The following is a 14,417-nucleotide window of genomic DNA, read 5'->3' as shown; positions in this document are numbered from 1 at the left end:
CATTTTCCGCAGAATGCGGAAGGTCAGCGAGGTTATCATGGAACAGAAAAAAATAGACCGCATAAACGAGCTCGCGCGCAAATCAAAGGCGGAGGGACTCACCGAAGCCGAAAAAGCCGAGCAGACCGAGCTCCGCAACGAGTACCGCGCCTCCGTGACGGGCAATCTCATGCAGCAGCTCGAGCACACCTACATCATGACTCCCGACGGAAAGAAGCACAAGGTCGGAGGCGGCAAAAAATGACGGACAAGGAGCTCTTTGCCGCAGCCGTAAAGGCTGCCGAAAAGTCGTACAGCCCCTACTCGCACTTCCGCGTCGGAGCGGCGCTGATGTCGTCGGACGGGCGGGTATTCACGGGCTGCAATATCGAAAACGCGTCATATTCGCTGACGAACTGTGCCGAGCGCACGGCTGTGTTCAAGGCGGTATCGGAGGGTGTGACGCAGTTCAAGGCTATCGCGATAGCGGGCAGCTCCACGCGTGACTTCTCCAAGCCCTGCCCGCCGTGCGGAGCGTGTCTGCAAGTTCTTAGCGAGTTCTGCGGCGACGAACTTGCGGTGATACTGTCGAACGGCTGGTTCAGGCTCTCGGACTTCCTGCCCATGCGCTTCACGCTGTAAAATGAACAGACAGGGCGGATGATATCCGCCCCTACAGGCAATTGATTTGCGGGACGTCGAGGACGCCGTCCCCTACACATATTTGATGATACCCAAAGGTGGATATATGGACTTAAAAGCAAAAATTGAGAAGCACCTTCTCGAGGTGCAGAAGCCCTCGCGCTACATAGGCGGTGAGGTCGGTAGCGTGATAAAGGACAAGTCGAAGGTTGATGTCCGCTTCGCGTTCTGCTTCCCCGATACATACGACATCGGAATGTCGCACCTCGGCATGAAGATACTGTACTCGCTGACGAACGAGCGTGAGAATTACTGGTGCGAGCGCTGCTTTGCGCCTTCGGAGGACTTTGAGGCGATAATGCGCGCGAACGGCATCCCGCTCTACGCCCTCGAGAGCCTCGACCCCATACGCGATTTTGACTTCATCGGCTTCACATTGCAGTACGAGCTCTCCTACGCGAACATACTGAATATGCTCGACCTCGCGGGCATACCGATATTCGCGAAAGACAGACCGCAGGAGCTCACACAGATAGTCATTGCGGGAGGACCGTGCGTGTGCAATCCCGAACCGCTCGCTGACTTCTTCGACCTGTTCGTGCTCGGCGAGGGCGAGGAGGTCAACCTCGAGCTCATGGACCTCTACCTCGAGATGAAGCGGAAGGGCGCGACGAGGCAGGAGTTCCTGCGTGCCGCCGCACAGATAGGCGGAGTATACGTGCCGCAGTTCTATCACTTCGCCTACAAGGAGGACGGCACGATAGACCGCCTCGACGTAGACGAGGGCATACCCGCGACCGTACAAAAGCGCATAATCCGCGACTACGACAAGGTCTACTACCCGAAGAATTTCGTTGTCCCGTTCACGGAGATAGTCCACGACCGCGTGTCCGTTGAGGTGCTGCGCGGCTGCATACGCGGCTGCCGTTTTTGTCAGGCGGGCTTCATATACCGTCCATTCCGCGAAAAATCGGCAGATACGATATACGAGCAGACCAAGTGCCTGTGCGAGAACACAGGCTACGACGAAGTCTCGCTCGCGTCGTTGAGTACGAGCGACCATTCCGACATCGACAATATGCTCTCGAAGCTAATCGACTACACGGCGGGCGAGCGCATCAACCTGTCGCTGCCGTCGCTGCGAGTGGACAACTTCTCGGAATCGCTGCTCAACAAGATAAAGAAGGTGCGCAAGAGCGGGCTCACATTTGCGGCTGAGGGCGGCACACAGCGCCTCCGCGACGTCATCAACAAGAACGTCTCCGAGGAGGAGATAATGAACACCTGCCGCATCGCCTTTGAGGGCGGCTACAGCAGCGTCAAGCTCTACTTCATGATGGGGCTTCCGACCGAAACAGATGAGGACATCGTCGGCATAGCGGAGCTCGCGCAGCGTATCGTCGACCTCTTCTACAGCATCGAGGACAGACCGCGCGGCAAGGGCGTGCAGGTTTCGGTGAGCTGTGCAACGTTTGTACCTAAGCCGTTCACACCGTTCGAGTTCGAGCCGCAGGACACGCGTGAAATGGTCGAGCACAAGCAGAAGCTGCTGCTCGGCTCGACCAAGAGCAAGAAGATAAAGATAAGCTACCACGACCCGAACGTAAGTATGCTCGAAGTCATACTGGCGAAGGGCGACAGAAGGCTGTGTCCCGCGATATACGCGGCGTGGAAGAAGGGCTGCAAGTTCGACAGCTGGGAGGAATACTTCAAGCCCGACCTGTGGCTGGAGGCGTTCGCGGACTGCGGCATAGACCCGTCGTTCTACGCGAACCGCCGCTTTGAATATGACGAGATACTGCCGTGGGACCACCTCGACTACCTCGTGGACAAGGCATTTCTCGTACGCGAGAACAAGACAGCACACGAGTCAAAAACGACTCCGAACTGCCGTCAGAGGTGTTCGGGCTGCGGAGTAAACAAGAAAGTGGGGAGGGAATGCTTTGCTAAGAGTCAGAGCAACGTTTGAGAAAAAGGGGCGTGCGAAGTACATCTCCCACCTTGACCTGAACCGCTGTATGCTGCGTACATTCAGGCGTTCACGCATACCGATATGGTACACAGAGGGCTTCAATCCGCACCCCTACTACAGCTTCGCACTGGCATTGTCGCTGGGATTCGAGAGCAGCTGCGAGATACTGGACTTCAACATCACCGACGATGATATGTCGATGGAGGCGATACGCGACGCGCTGAATGCGGTAATGCCCGAGGGTATGCGGATAGTGAAGGTCGCGGAGCAGAAGCAGAAGATAACAGCGATAGCCAAGGCTGAGTACGCATTCTCGCTTGTGACGGAGGACTCCGCAGGGCTGTACGAAGCGGTACAGAGCCTTATTGCGGCGCCCGAGATACTCATAGAAAAGAAGACGAAAAAGGGCGTAAAGACGGTAGATATCAAACCCGATACGGAGCTCCTGACCTGTACGGACACGGGGCATTCGGTTGACATCACGATGTACCTGCCCGCGGGCACACAGACGAACTACAATCCCACGCTGTTCATAGAGGCTTTGAAAAACGTCACGGACACAGCTTTTGAGCCCGCGGATATCCGCCGCACGGCAATCCTGTGCGCGGACAACACCGTTTTCGAGTAGGGGCGGATATTATCCGCCCGTGCGGTACGAAGTTATTGTAGGGGCGCATTCCGTGCGCCCGTCTTGACAAGGATTTAGCTTTCGGGCGAGCGGAACTCGCCCCTACAGTTTAACGTTGAAAGGAGCAGATATAAATGGACATATTCAGCCAAAACATAGACGGCGGAAAGGCGTTCGACTGGGGACGCACCTCGTCCGACTACGCTAAATACCGCGATATTTACCCGCCTGTTTTCTTTGATAAAGTCGCAGAGCACGGACTATGCGTCCGCGGACAGCGCGTGCTTGACCTCGGCACGGGAACGGGCGTAGTTCCCCGTGCGATGTACCATTACGGTGCGGAGTGGGTCGGCTCCGATATCTCGGAGAACCAGATAGCGCAGGCTAAGCGTCTTGCCGAAGAGGGCAGAATGGACATAGACTACGTAGTCTCGTCCGCAGAGGAGCTCGACTTCCCCGACGGCTCATTCGACGTGATAACGGCGTGCCAGTGCTTTTTTTACTTTGATTATGACGTCGTTATGCCGAAGCTCGCACGCCTGCTGAAAGACGGCGGACGGCTCGTTATCCTGTTCATGGCATGGGTGCCCGAAGACGACGCCCTTGCCAAAGTGAGCGAGGAGCTCGTGCTGAAATACAATCCGAAGTGGACGGGAGCAGGCTACGAGCGCAAGCCCGTGTACATACCCGAAGCAGCGGAGAGATACTTCGAGGTCGAGGTCAGCGAGGACTACGACCTGCCTGTACACTTCACGCGCGAGAGTTGGAACGGCAGGATGAAGGCGTGCCGCGGCGTCGGAGCCTCACTCACGCCCGAGGAGACCGCCGCATGGGAGCGCGAGCACATGGAAATGCTCGAAAGAACGGCGCCCGCGGAGTTCGACATTCTCCACCACGCGGCAATGGCTGTGCTGCGGAAAAAATAGCCTGTAGGGGCGCATTCCGTGCGCCCGACTGTGTTTGACCGCAATATGCGGGCGAGCGGAACTCGCCCCTACAGCGGGAGAACAATAAATTAAATATGTTTTTTTGAAAAATCGCTTGCATTTTATGCCAAAGTGTGGTATGATATAAAAGCATTTGAAATTCCGTCCGTATATCTCACATACGGTCGAGGGTTAATGCCGAAAGACATTAAATCGGATAGTCCGCTGCCCGATACCTGCTTATGCAGAGGCTGCGAAAGCGGCTCGTGTGACAGTCTCACACATTTTCATATATTTTCCCGTGCAATGCAGTATGCTGAACTCATCGCACGGAACGGGTAAGAATGTTCGGAAATTTTAGGAGGAAATTAAAATGGATGCACTCAAACTCATCAGCGAATCGAGCATGAAGGAAAACGTTCCCGCTTTCAACATCGGTGACACCATCAAGGTTCACGTAAGGATCAAGGAAGGCGACAAGAGCCGTATACAGGTCTTTGAGGGAACAGTTATCGCCAAGAAGCACGGCGGCATCAGCGAGACCTTCACAGTAAGACGTGTTGCACACGGCTGCGGCATCGAGAGAGTATTCCCTCTCCACTCACCTGTTGTTGACAAGGTAGAGATCGTAAGAAGCGGTAAAGTCCGCAGAGCTAAGCTCTACTACCTCAGAGACAGAGTTGGTAAGGCTGCAAAGGTCAAGGAACAGATCCGCTAAGAGCGGCGGTAAAGACCGTATCTGCCGACACTTGCTGTCGGCAGGACGGACTAATCCTCGAGGGACGCAAAGTCCCTTTTTTGCTACATATTTCTATTTCAGCGAGGTCACGTTATGGAAAACAATAACGAAAAGATAGAGAACAAGCAGGAAGAAGCTCCCGAGAAGAAGACGAGCCTGCTCAACGACATAATCGAGATAATCGAGTCCACACTCGTGACGGTGTTCGTCATAGTAATGGTGTTCACCTACATACTCCACCCCGTAAATATCGTAGGACACTCAATGGTGCCCACCCTTAACAAGGACTACGACCCGTCGCTCAACAACACCGACAAGATATTCATGTCTACGGTGTTTTTCGACGTTGACTACGGCGATATCCTCGTTATCAACAAGGACGTGAACTACCTCCTTGACGAAAACGGCGAGCCCTATATCCCCGACGAAAGGACTTCGAGCGCGATAGGCGAGTGCATAATCAAGCGCGTCATCGCAAAGGGCGGTCAGACCGTAGATATCAGGGAAGGCAAGGTCATCGTAGACGACAAGGTGCTCAACGAGCCCTACATCAACAGCGGAGCAGAGACCACCGATATCGGCTACGGCGCATTCACGGACCAGTACCCGATAACCATACCCGATGGCTACTACTTCGTAATGGGCGACAACCGCAATCATTCCACCGACAGCCGAGCAAGAAGCGTCGGACTTGTGAAAAAGAACCAGATATACGGCAAGGCTCTCGTGAGATACTCGCCGCTGAAAGATTTCGACATACTGACAGATTCATGGAAGGGACCCGAGAATGACTGAGGTCCCCGACAGCAGCAAAAGGTCTCCGCGCAGCGGCTTAGCCGACATCGCAGAGACCCTTGTCATAACTTTTTTTGTTGTGACATTGGTATTTACGTACATACTGCGGATAGCCTCGATAAAGGGCGGCTCAATGGAGAATACGCTGATGCCGAACGATAAGGTGCTGGTGAACCTGCTCGACAAGAAGCCTGAAAACGGCGACATTATCCTCATTGATGCGAAAAACAGCTACACTTTCGCCGAGGACGGCTCGGTCGCAGAGGGCAAGGGTGTGAACGATATAATCGTAAAGCGCGTGATAGCCCGCGGAGGTCAGACCATAGATATCGACTTCACGAAAGGCACAGTGTACGTCGACGGCGAAAAGCTCCGTGAGGACTACGTCCGCCTCGGGCTCACCCACGCTGACGGCGGCGCATTCACGGGCAAGTACCCGATAACCGTGCCCGAAGGATACATTTTCGTTATGGGCGACCACCGCTCTGTCTCGAAGGACAGCCGCTCGTCGGAGATAGGCTTCGTCCCCGAGGGGAGCGTGGTAGGCACAGTCCTGCTGAGATTCTACCCGTTCGCGAGCTTCGGAGCTGTTGACTGAGACATACAGGAGAGCGATATGAGTTACATATCCGAAATTAGGAAAAAGGTTGGTCACGACCCGATAATATATGCAGGTGCGACGGTGCTCGTTTTCAATGAGAAGGGCGAGCTTCTGCTGAATTTGAGGAGCGACACAGGCGACTGGGGCATTCCGGGCGGCGGCAAGGAGCTCGGCGAAACGCTCGAGGAGTGCGCTGTCAGGGAACTCAAGGAGGAAACAGACCTTGATGCAGACGCTCTTGAGCTGGTTGCAGTGCTGTCGGGAGATGCATACCATTACTCTTACCCAAACGGCGATGAGGTGGACACTATTATCGCACTGTACCGCGTAAGAAATTACAGCGGAAGGCTTAACATCAACGACGGTGAGAGCACCGAACTGAGATTCTTCCCGCTTGACTGCCTGCCAAAGCTCGAATCGCGGGCAAAGGCGATAATCGACAGGCTCATAAGTGGTGAGATAAAGCTGTAAACGAAGGAGTTTGCTTTGGATAATAACGATATAAAAACGATACAGTGGTTCCCGGGACATATGGCGAAGACGAGAAGGGCTATCAGTGCCAATCTCAAGCTCGTGGACGCAGTCGCGGAGCTGATAGACGCCCGCACGCCTATGAGCAGCCGAAATCCCGAGATAGACACGCTCACCGCGAATAAGCCGCGTATCGTACTGCTGAATAAATGCGACCTCGCCGATGCGAACGCGACAGCTGCGTGGGTCAATTACCTTAAAAGGGAAAATGTGACGGCTCTGGCTGTGGACTGCAAGTCGGGCAAGGGACTGAACAAGCTCATGCCGACACTGAAAGCGACCGTTCTGCGCGAGCTCATGGAGAAGCGCGAAAGGAGCGGGATGGGCGGAGCACCGATACGCATGATGATACTCGGTATCCCGAATGTGGGCAAGAGCTCGCTGATAAACAGGCTTGCGGGAGGCAAGCGCGCGAAGGTCGAGGACAGACCGGGCGTGACCCGCACCAAGCAGTGGGTCAAGCTGCAAGACAACACCGAGCTCCTCGATATGCCGGGCGTATTGTGGCCGAAGTTCGAGGACCAGTCGGCAGCGGTAAGGCTCGCATTCACGGGCGCGATAAGCGACGACATACTCGATATCGAAACGCTCGCGATGAAGCTCCTGAGCCACCTCGCGGAAAGCTACCCGCAGTCGCTGACAGAGCGCTACAAGATAGAGCTCAGCGCCGACGACGACGGACTTGCTCTGCTCGAAAAGGTCGGCAGGAAGCGCGGAATGGTCATATCGGGCGGCGAGATAAACACCGAGAGAGCCGCAATAACGGTGCTCGACGAGTTCAGGAGCGGCAAGCTCGGAAGGATAACGCTCGAGCTCCCGCCGACGAAGGAGTGACTATGGCAAGAATAATTCTCCACAAGGAGCTTTTCGACTACGACACCGAGCTCCGCAGGGAGTTCCCGATAATATGCGGAGTTGACGAGGCAGGGCGCGGACCTCTCGCAGGCGACGTGTATGCGGCGGCAGTCGTGCTTGACGACGAAACGCTGATAGACTACCTCAACGACAGCAAGAAGATATCGGAGACCCGCCGCGAGAAGCTCTACGACGAGGTCATCGCGAGGGCGAAGGCGTACTGTGTAGCGACCGCGACGGTCGAGGAGATAGACCGCCTGAACATACTGAATGCGACCATGCTCGCTATGAAGCGCGCGGTCAGCGGACTTGGCATAAATCCCGACCTTGCGCTTGTTGACGGCAACAGGCTGCCCGAGCTTGAATGTCAGGCACGGTGCGTGATAAAGGGCGACGCGACGTCTGCTTCGATAGCGGCGGCGTCGGTGCTCGCGAAGGTATCGCGAGACCGCTATATGCGTGAGATAGCGGCTAAATATCCCGAATACCGCTTCGAGCAGCACAAGGGCTACGGAACGGCTCTGCACTGCGAAATGCTGAAAAAATACGGACCGAGCGAGGTACATCGCCGCACGTTCCTGAAAAAGATACTCGGTGACGGCAATGACTAAGACCGAGGCGGGAAGGCTCGGCGAGGAGCGTGTCTGCGCGTATCTCACAGAGCGCGGATACCGCATAATATCGCGGAATTTCCGCATAAAGGGCGGAGAGATAGACATTATTGCCGAGAACGGCGACTACATAGTGTTCGTGGAGGTCAAAGCCCGCAGACGCGGCAGCATGGTTAGCGGCTTTGAGGCTGTGAACAGGCGCAAGCAGGGGCTTGTGATACGTGCGGCGGCGGAGTATCTGCGGCGTTCCCCGAGCATATTGCAGCCGCGGTTCGACACGGCGCAGGTCACGCTTGCTGACGGCGGCGCAGCGGAGGTAGACTACCTTGAAAACGCCTATGATACGACGGGGTATGATGTGTTTTTCTGATATCCCGTTGTAGGGGCGCTTTCCGAGCGCCCGCATATCAGAATTTAAGTCAAGGCGGCACGGGCGCAAGGAATGCGCCCCTACAGAATCAAATTGTTAAAAAACGCCGATTTTACACGGCAAAATATAATAAAAGGGTGATCCTATGTTTTACAACAGCACAAGAAACAGCAGCGTAAAGGTGAGCAGTGCGGAGGCAATCACGCAGGGCATATCAGCGGAGGGCGGACTCTTCGTCCCCGAGAGCATACCCGCGCTCACAAACGACGAGATAAAGGCACTCGGCGAGATGAAGTACGCCGACAGAGCCGCATACGTTTTCGCGAAGTACCTCACAGACTTCACCGATGCAGAGATACACTACTGCACGGACAACGCCTACAGCACGAAGAATTTCGAGACCGAGAGCATTGCTGAAATGGCACATCTCTTCGACGGCACATATATGCTCGAACTGTGGCACGGTCCCACGTGCGCGTTCAAGGACATGGCGCTCCAGATACTGCCCTATTTCCTCACAACATCGGCAAAGAAGATAAAGCTCGACAAGAAGATAGTTATCCTCGTTGCTACATCGGGCGACACGGGAAAAGCCGCGCTTGAGGGCTTCAAGGACGTCGAGGGTACATCTATCCTCGTATTCTACCCCGAGGACGGCGTCAGCCCGATGCAGAAGCGCCAGATGAAGACGCAGGAGGGCGCAAACGTCGGCGTATGCGCTATCAAGGGCAATTTCGACGACTGCCAGAACGGCGTAAAGGCAATATTCACGAACAACGAGGTAAAGGCAAAGCTTGAGGAAAACGGCATGATGTTCTCGTCGGCGAACTCCATCAACTGGGGACGTCTCGTGCCGCAGGTGGTATACTACGTATCAGCTTACGCCGAGCTTGTCAAGGACGGCGAGATAGCGCTCGGCGACAAGATAAACATCGTAGTACCCACGGGCAATTTCGGCAATATCCTCGCGGCCTACTATGCAAAGCACATGGGCATCCCCGTAAACAAGCTCATATGCGCGTCGAACATCAACAACGTCCTCACGGACTTCATAAATACGGGCGTATACGACAGGAACCGCAAATTCTACGCGACGGTATCGCCCTCAATGGACATCCTCATCTCGAGCAACCTCGAACGCCTCCTCTACCTTATGACGGGCAGGGACGACAAGCTCATAAGCGAGTGGTTCGGCAAGCTCGCAACCGAGGGCAGGTATGAGGTAAGCGCCGACGTCAAGGCAAAGCTTGCCGAGGAGTTCTACGGCGGCTTCTGCGACGATGAGCAGACCAAGGCAACTATCCACGATATCTACGAGAAATACTCCTACACCTGCGACACCCACACAGCAGTCGCAGTCAAGGTATACAACGACTACAAGGCGGCAACGGGCGACACGACAAAGACAGTCATCGCCTCCACAGCGAGCCCGTACAAGTTCAGCGCGGCAGTCCTCGAAGCACTCGAGGGCAAGGCGTCCGACATCGACGAGTACGCCAAGGTAGACCGCATCGCAGAGCTTTCGGATATACCCGTACCCGCAGCTCTTGCAGACCTCAGGAACAAGCCCGAGCGTTTCAGCGACGTGATAGACAAGGCTGAGCAGAAGCAGTACGTGCTCGGCAGACTCGGCATATAATGAGCCTTTACGTCATAGGCGACCTCCATCTCTGCTTCAGCGACCCGTCCAAGACCATGGCGGTCTTTGCTGGCTGGGACAGCTATCAGGAGCGGATAGAGAAGAACTGGCGTGAGACGGTAAAGCCCGAGGATACGGTGGTGCTCGCGGGCGACATCTCATGGGGGATGTCCCTTCAGCAGGCAGAGCCCGACTTCCGCTTCATCAACGACCTTCCTGGGCGCAAGGTGATACTGAAAGGCAATCACGACTACTGGTGGGTGACGATGAAGAAAATGGAGGGCTTCTTTGCGGAGAACGGCTTTGACACGCTGCATATCCTCCACAACAACCACTACGAGTACGAAGGCATCGGCATCTGCGGCACGCGCGGCTGGGTAAACGGCACAGACGGCGGCAGGGAAGAGCAGGACGAGAAAGTCCTGAAGCGCGAAGTACAGCGCCTGGAGACGTCCATACAGTCCGCAGTCAAGGCTGGCTTGGAGCCGATAGTGTTCATGCACTATCCGCCGATATTTGCCTCGAACTTCAATTATGACATACTCGAAGTGCTCTACCGCTACAAGATAAAGGCGTGCTACTACGGACATATCCACGGGCGCTCGGCGCACGCGCTCTGCGTGACGAACACCTACGACGACATAGATTTTCACCTGATAGCAGGGGATTATATACAGTTTATGCCTGAAAAAGTGATGTAGGATTGTCCGATTCGTAGAAGCTGAAAAATACAGTGGAAAATTATTCCTAAATGTGGTATAATATTCCAGTATTGTTATAGATGTACCCACTGGTCATCAGTTAAATCATATCATGGAGGATCAATATGTTAAAATCATCAAACAAGACAGATGTAAACACCACCGAGCTGGTAATCACAGTCGATGCTGCTACCTTTGAGAACGCAGTTGAGCAGGAGTTCCAGCGCCAGAGAAAGAATATCCAGATAAAGGGCTTCAGAAAGGGCAAGGCTCCCAGAAAGCTCGTTGAGAAGGAGTACGGCGAGGGCGCATTCTACGAGGGCGCTATCAACAGCCTTCTCGGACCCGAGATAGACGCAGCAGTAGCCGAGACGAACCTCATCCTCGTTGACAGACCCAACGTAGAAGTAACCTCCATCGACAAGGAGAACGGCGTTGAGCTCAAGGTCGTATGCGTAACAAAGCCCGAGATCGAAATTTCCGACTACAAGGGAATAAAGGCTCCCAAGGAAGTCAAGGATATAACCGATGACGATATCGACAAGCAGATAGAGATCATCAGAAAGAAGAATGCACGTATAGTTTCCGTTGAGGACAGACCCGCCCAGATGGATGACGAAGTTGTTATCGACTTCGAGGGCTTCTTCGGAGACGAGGCATTCGAGGGCGGCAAGGGCGAAGACCACCCGCTCAAGCTCGGCAGCGGTCAGTTCATCCCGGGCTTCGAGGACCAGATCGTAGGCCATAACATCGGCGACGAGTTCGACGTAGTCGTAACATTCCCCGAGGACTACCACATGGCTGACTACGCAGGCAAGGAAGCAACCTTCAAGACAAAGGTAAAGGCTATCAGCTACGAGGAGCTCCCCGAGATAAACGACGACCTCATCAAGGACGCAACAGAGTTCGATACAGTTGACGAGTACAGAGCCGACATCAGGACAAAGCTCGAAGAGGCAGCTGTACAGCAGGCAGATTCCGCATATGAGAACGCTATCCTCAATGCACTTATCGAAAAGGTAGACGCTCCCATCCCGAACTGTATGTATGAGCAGAGAATAGATTCTCTTATCCGTGCATTCGACCAGCAGCTCCAGCAGCAGGGCATGAACCTCAAGATGTACTGCCAGTACACAGGAATGGACGAGGATTCCCTCAGAGACACATACCGTGACAGAGCAGAGGGCGAAGTAAAGCTCCGTCTTGCACTTGAGAAGATAGCAGACCTCGAGAACATCGAGATCTCCGAGGAGGAGATAAACAACGGGCTCTCCGAGATCGCAGCTGCCAACAACGTAGACGTTGAAACAGTAAAGAGATTCATACCTCTCGGCGAGTACACAGCTGATATGAGAGTTCAGAAGGCTGTAGAGCTCGTTAAGGAGAACGCAGTAGTAGACAACTCTGCTAAGGCAGAGGAGAAGGCTGAATAATCAGCAAAAAACAGAAATAGTTTAAAGTTGTCCCGCATATATTTTGTGGGACAACGGTTTTATAGAAAGGGCGATGAAATTATGAGTTTTATACCGTATGTTGTCGAACAGACGAGCCGCGGAGAAAGATCCTACGATATTTTCTCACGTTTGCTGAATGACAGAATAATAATGCTTTCGGATCAGGTGAACGACACGACTGCGAGCCTTGTAGTTGCACAGCTCCTGTTCCTTGAAAGTCAGGATACCGAAAAGGACATATCCCTCTACATCAACAGCCCCGGAGGCTCTGTGTCCGCAGGTATGGCGATATACGACACAATGAACTACATCAAGTGCGACGTGTCGACCATATGCATAGGTATGGCAGCATCAATGGGCGCTTTCCTGCTCTCATCGGGAGCCAAGGGCAAGCGTATCGCTCTTCCCAACAGCGAGATAATGATACACCAGCCACTCATCGGCGGCGGTCTCGGCGGTCAGCAGACCGACATCATGATACAGGCTAAGAACCTCGAGCGCACCAGAGAGCGCCTCGAGTCCATACTTGCCGCAAATGCGGGAAAGACCGCAGAGGAGATACACGAAGCCTGCGAGCGCGACAACTATATGACAGCTCAGGAGGCACTCGAGTACGGACTTATCGACAAGGTAATCGAAAAGAGGTAAGGCAACATGGCTGAATTCAAGTCGTGCAGCTTCTGCGGAAAGGGCGAGAACCGCGTTCAGAGTATGTTTTCCGCAGGCTCTGCAAATATATGCGACGAGTGCGTGGTATACTGCTACGAGATGATATTCGGACCTGGCATATCCAAGGCACACCGCAAGGCAGCAAAGGGCGACAAGAAGGAACAGACTTCCATGAAGCTCCTCAAGCCCGTAGAGATAAAGAACTTCCTCGACGAGTACGTTATCGGACAGGACGACGCGAAGATATCTCTTGCAGTAGCCGTCTACAACCACTACAAGCGAATAATGAGCCAGGATGAGCAGGACAAGGACGGCGTAGAGCTCCAGAAGAGCAACGTGCTTCTCCTCGGCCCCACAGGCGTAGGAAAGACCTTCCTCGCACAGACTCTTGCCAAGCTCCTGAACGTGCCGTTTGCCATTGCCGATGCCACGACCATCACCGAGGCAGGCTACGTAGGCGACGACGTCGAGAACGTGCTCCTGAGACTGATACAGGCGGCTGACTACGACATCAAGGCGGCAGAGCGCGGCATCATCTACATCGACGAGATAGACAAGATAGCCCGAAAGTCCGAGAACACCTCGATAACCCGCGATGTCAGCGGCGAGGGCGTACAGCAGGCTCTCCTGAAGATAATCGAGGGCACGGTATCGAACGTACCTCCGCAGGGCGGCAGAAAGCACCCGAATCAGGAGACGCTCCAGATAGACACGAGGAACATCCTCTTCATCTGCGGCGGAGCCTTTGACGGGCTTGAGCGCCAGATACAGAAGCGTATCGGCAAAGCACCGATAGGTTTCGGCGGCGAGATAAAGACCGACAAGGTCGAAAAGACCAATATTTTCAAGCAGGTGATACCGAAGGACCTCATCAAGTTCGGCATGGTGCCCGAATTTGTGGGACGACTGCCCGTTATCACGGTGCTCGAGGAACTCGACGAGGAATCCCTTGTTTCGATACTTACCGAGCCGAAGAACGCGCTTATCAAGCAGTACAAGAAGCTGTTTGACTACGATGATATCGAGCTTGAGATAAACGACGATGCGCTTGTGGAGATAGCAAAGAAAGCTATCGCGCAGAAAACTGGCGCAAGAGGACTCCGCTCGATACTCGAGGGCGTGCTGATGAAGACGATGTATCTTGTACCGTCGGACGGCAGCATCGCGCGAGTTACCGTGACAAAGGAGTGCGTGACGGATAAGGCAGAGCCCATCCTCACGAACAGACGCAACAAGGTGGTCACTCTCGAAACAATAGCAGAATAAAGGCAACACCGCACAAAGCCCGCCTGAAGGATTTGTGCG

The 14,417-nt window shown here is 54.3% G+C and carries 17 protein-coding genes; all 17 read left to right on the top strand.

Annotated features, from left to right (window positions below; translation table 11 throughout):
* Positions 1-37 precede the first annotated feature (37 nt).
* The 17 genes from BMX22_RS13280 (at position 38) to clpX (ending at position 14,378) form a co-directional block, all read left to right on the top strand.
* A complete protein-coding gene (locus BMX22_RS13280) occupies positions 38-244 on the top strand; it encodes a DUF896 domain-containing protein (RefSeq protein ID WP_031562144.1) in 207 nt (68 codons plus the stop codon).
* The gene (locus tag BMX22_RS13275) at positions 241-621 is read left to right on the top strand and encodes a cytidine deaminase (protein ID WP_074742908.1); all 381 of its coding nucleotides are present in this window, start codon (positions 241-243) and stop codon (positions 619-621) included. The genes BMX22_RS13280 and BMX22_RS13275 overlap by 4 nt, the downstream gene beginning before the upstream one ends.
* A 106-nt stretch (positions 622-727) precedes the next feature.
* Complete coding sequence (locus BMX22_RS13270; protein ID WP_074742907.1) at positions 728-2,590, top strand: TIGR03960 family B12-binding radical SAM protein; 1,863 nt, start codon at positions 728-730, stop codon at positions 2,588-2,590.
* Positions 2,565-3,221 carry a TIGR03936 family radical SAM-associated protein gene (locus tag BMX22_RS13265; RefSeq protein ID WP_074742906.1) on the top strand — a complete coding sequence of 219 codons (657 nt, stop codon included), beginning with the start codon at positions 2,565-2,567 and terminating at the stop codon, positions 3,219-3,221. Before BMX22_RS13270 ends, BMX22_RS13265 begins: the two co-directional genes overlap by 26 nt.
* A 134-nt stretch (positions 3,222-3,355) precedes the next feature.
* Positions 3,356-4,147 carry a class I SAM-dependent methyltransferase gene (locus tag BMX22_RS13260; protein ID WP_074742905.1) on the top strand — a complete coding sequence of 264 codons (792 nt, stop codon included), beginning with the start codon at positions 3,356-3,358 and terminating at the stop codon, positions 4,145-4,147.
* A 373-nt stretch (positions 4,148-4,520) separates the two neighbouring features.
* Positions 4,521-4,865, top strand: coding sequence for a 50S ribosomal protein L19 (rplS, locus tag BMX22_RS13255; RefSeq protein ID WP_074742904.1), 345 nt, complete (start codon positions 4,521-4,523; stop codon positions 4,863-4,865).
* 114 nt (positions 4,866-4,979) lie between these two features.
* Positions 4,980-5,681 (top strand): signal peptidase I, encoded by a 702-nt coding sequence (gene lepB / locus BMX22_RS13250; RefSeq protein ID WP_074742903.1) that lies wholly within the window; start codon positions 4,980-4,982, stop codon positions 5,679-5,681.
* Complete coding sequence (gene lepB / locus BMX22_RS13245) at positions 5,674-6,279, top strand: signal peptidase I (RefSeq protein WP_074742902.1); 606 nt, start codon at positions 5,674-5,676, stop codon at positions 6,277-6,279. The genes lepB (BMX22_RS13250) and lepB (BMX22_RS13245) overlap by 8 nt, the downstream gene beginning before the upstream one ends.
* Before the next feature lie 18 nt (positions 6,280-6,297).
* A complete protein-coding gene (locus BMX22_RS13240; RefSeq protein ID WP_074742901.1) occupies positions 6,298-6,753 on the top strand; it encodes an NUDIX hydrolase in 456 nt (151 codons plus the stop codon).
* Between the two features lie 15 nt (positions 6,754-6,768).
* Positions 6,769-7,647: a ribosome biogenesis GTPase YlqF gene (gene ylqF, locus BMX22_RS13235; RefSeq protein WP_074742900.1), complete on the top strand. Its 879-nt coding sequence runs from the start codon at positions 6,769-6,771 to the stop codon at positions 7,645-7,647.
* Positions 7,648-7,649: 2 nt separating this feature from the next.
* Complete coding sequence (gene rnhB, locus BMX22_RS13230; protein ID WP_074742899.1) at positions 7,650-8,279, top strand: ribonuclease HII; 630 nt, start codon at positions 7,650-7,652, stop codon at positions 8,277-8,279.
* Entirely contained in the window at positions 8,272-8,649 is a 378-nt protein-coding gene (locus BMX22_RS13225; protein WP_074742898.1) for a YraN family protein, read from the top strand. Before rnhB ends, BMX22_RS13225 begins: the two co-directional genes overlap by 8 nt.
* Before the next feature lie 145 nt (positions 8,650-8,794).
* Entirely contained in the window at positions 8,795-10,288 is a 1,494-nt protein-coding gene (gene thrC / locus BMX22_RS13220; protein WP_074742897.1) for a threonine synthase, read from the top strand.
* Positions 10,288-10,989 carry a metallophosphoesterase gene (locus BMX22_RS13215; protein ID WP_074742896.1) on the top strand — a complete coding sequence of 234 codons (702 nt, stop codon included), beginning with the start codon at positions 10,288-10,290 and terminating at the stop codon, positions 10,987-10,989. Before thrC ends, BMX22_RS13215 begins: the two co-directional genes overlap by 1 nt.
* 125 nt (positions 10,990-11,114) lie before the next feature.
* On the top strand, positions 11,115-12,422 hold the full coding sequence (gene tig, locus BMX22_RS13210) for a trigger factor (RefSeq protein ID WP_074742895.1): 1,308 nt from the start codon (positions 11,115-11,117) through the stop codon (positions 12,420-12,422).
* Positions 12,423-12,503: 81 nt separating this feature from the next.
* The gene (locus BMX22_RS13205) at positions 12,504-13,091 is read left to right on the top strand and encodes an ATP-dependent Clp protease proteolytic subunit (protein ID WP_074742894.1); all 588 of its coding nucleotides are present in this window, start codon (positions 12,504-12,506) and stop codon (positions 13,089-13,091) included.
* 6 nt (positions 13,092-13,097) lie between these two features.
* A complete protein-coding gene (clpX, locus tag BMX22_RS13200) occupies positions 13,098-14,378 on the top strand; it encodes an ATP-dependent Clp protease ATP-binding subunit ClpX (RefSeq protein ID WP_074742893.1) in 1,281 nt (426 codons plus the stop codon).
* The last annotated feature ends 39 nt before the right edge of the window (positions 14,379-14,417 follow it).

It is taken from the genome of Ruminococcus sp. YRD2003, from assembly GCA_900109435.1.
Taxonomy (GTDB): domain Bacteria; phylum Bacillota; class Clostridia; order Oscillospirales; family Ruminococcaceae; genus Ruminococcus; species Ruminococcus flavefaciens_G.
The sequence above is the reverse complement of the archived record's forward strand: the minus strand, read 5'-3'. Positions and strand labels throughout refer to the sequence as shown.

Excerpts from the sequence above, each read along its gene's own strand:
- BMX22_RS13240 (WP_074742901.1), top strand. The coding sequence starts at position 6,298 with ATGAGTTACATATCCGAAATTAGGAAAAAGGTTGGTCACGACCCGATA.
- BMX22_RS13280 (WP_031562144.1), top strand. The coding sequence starts at position 38 with ATGGAACAGAAAAAAATAGACCGCATAAACGAGCTCGCGCGCAAATCA.
- lepB (WP_074742903.1), top strand. The coding sequence starts at position 4,980 with ATGGAAAACAATAACGAAAAGATAGAGAACAAGCAGGAAGAAGCTCCC.
- rplS (WP_074742904.1), top strand. The coding sequence starts at position 4,521 with ATGGATGCACTCAAACTCATCAGCGAATCGAGCATGAAGGAAAACGTT.
- rnhB (WP_074742899.1), top strand. The coding sequence starts at position 7,650 with ATGGCAAGAATAATTCTCCACAAGGAGCTTTTCGACTACGACACCGAG.
- BMX22_RS13270 (WP_074742907.1), top strand. The coding sequence starts at position 728 with ATGGACTTAAAAGCAAAAATTGAGAAGCACCTTCTCGAGGTGCAGAAG.
- BMX22_RS13215 (WP_074742896.1), top strand. The coding sequence starts at position 10,288 with ATGAGCCTTTACGTCATAGGCGACCTCCATCTCTGCTTCAGCGACCCG.
- BMX22_RS13275 (WP_074742908.1), top strand. The coding sequence starts at position 241 with ATGACGGACAAGGAGCTCTTTGCCGCAGCCGTAAAGGCTGCCGAAAAG.
- clpX (WP_074742893.1), top strand. The coding sequence starts at position 13,098 with ATGGCTGAATTCAAGTCGTGCAGCTTCTGCGGAAAGGGCGAGAACCGC.
- thrC (WP_074742897.1), top strand. The coding sequence starts at position 8,795 with ATGTTTTACAACAGCACAAGAAACAGCAGCGTAAAGGTGAGCAGTGCG.
- tig (WP_074742895.1), top strand. The coding sequence starts at position 11,115 with ATGTTAAAATCATCAAACAAGACAGATGTAAACACCACCGAGCTGGTA.
- BMX22_RS13260 (WP_074742905.1), top strand. The coding sequence starts at position 3,356 with ATGGACATATTCAGCCAAAACATAGACGGCGGAAAGGCGTTCGACTGG.
- BMX22_RS13225 (WP_074742898.1), top strand. The coding sequence starts at position 8,272 with ATGACTAAGACCGAGGCGGGAAGGCTCGGCGAGGAGCGTGTCTGCGCG.
- lepB (WP_074742902.1), top strand. The coding sequence starts at position 5,674 with ATGACTGAGGTCCCCGACAGCAGCAAAAGGTCTCCGCGCAGCGGCTTA.
- BMX22_RS13205 (WP_074742894.1), top strand. The coding sequence starts at position 12,504 with ATGAGTTTTATACCGTATGTTGTCGAACAGACGAGCCGCGGAGAAAGA.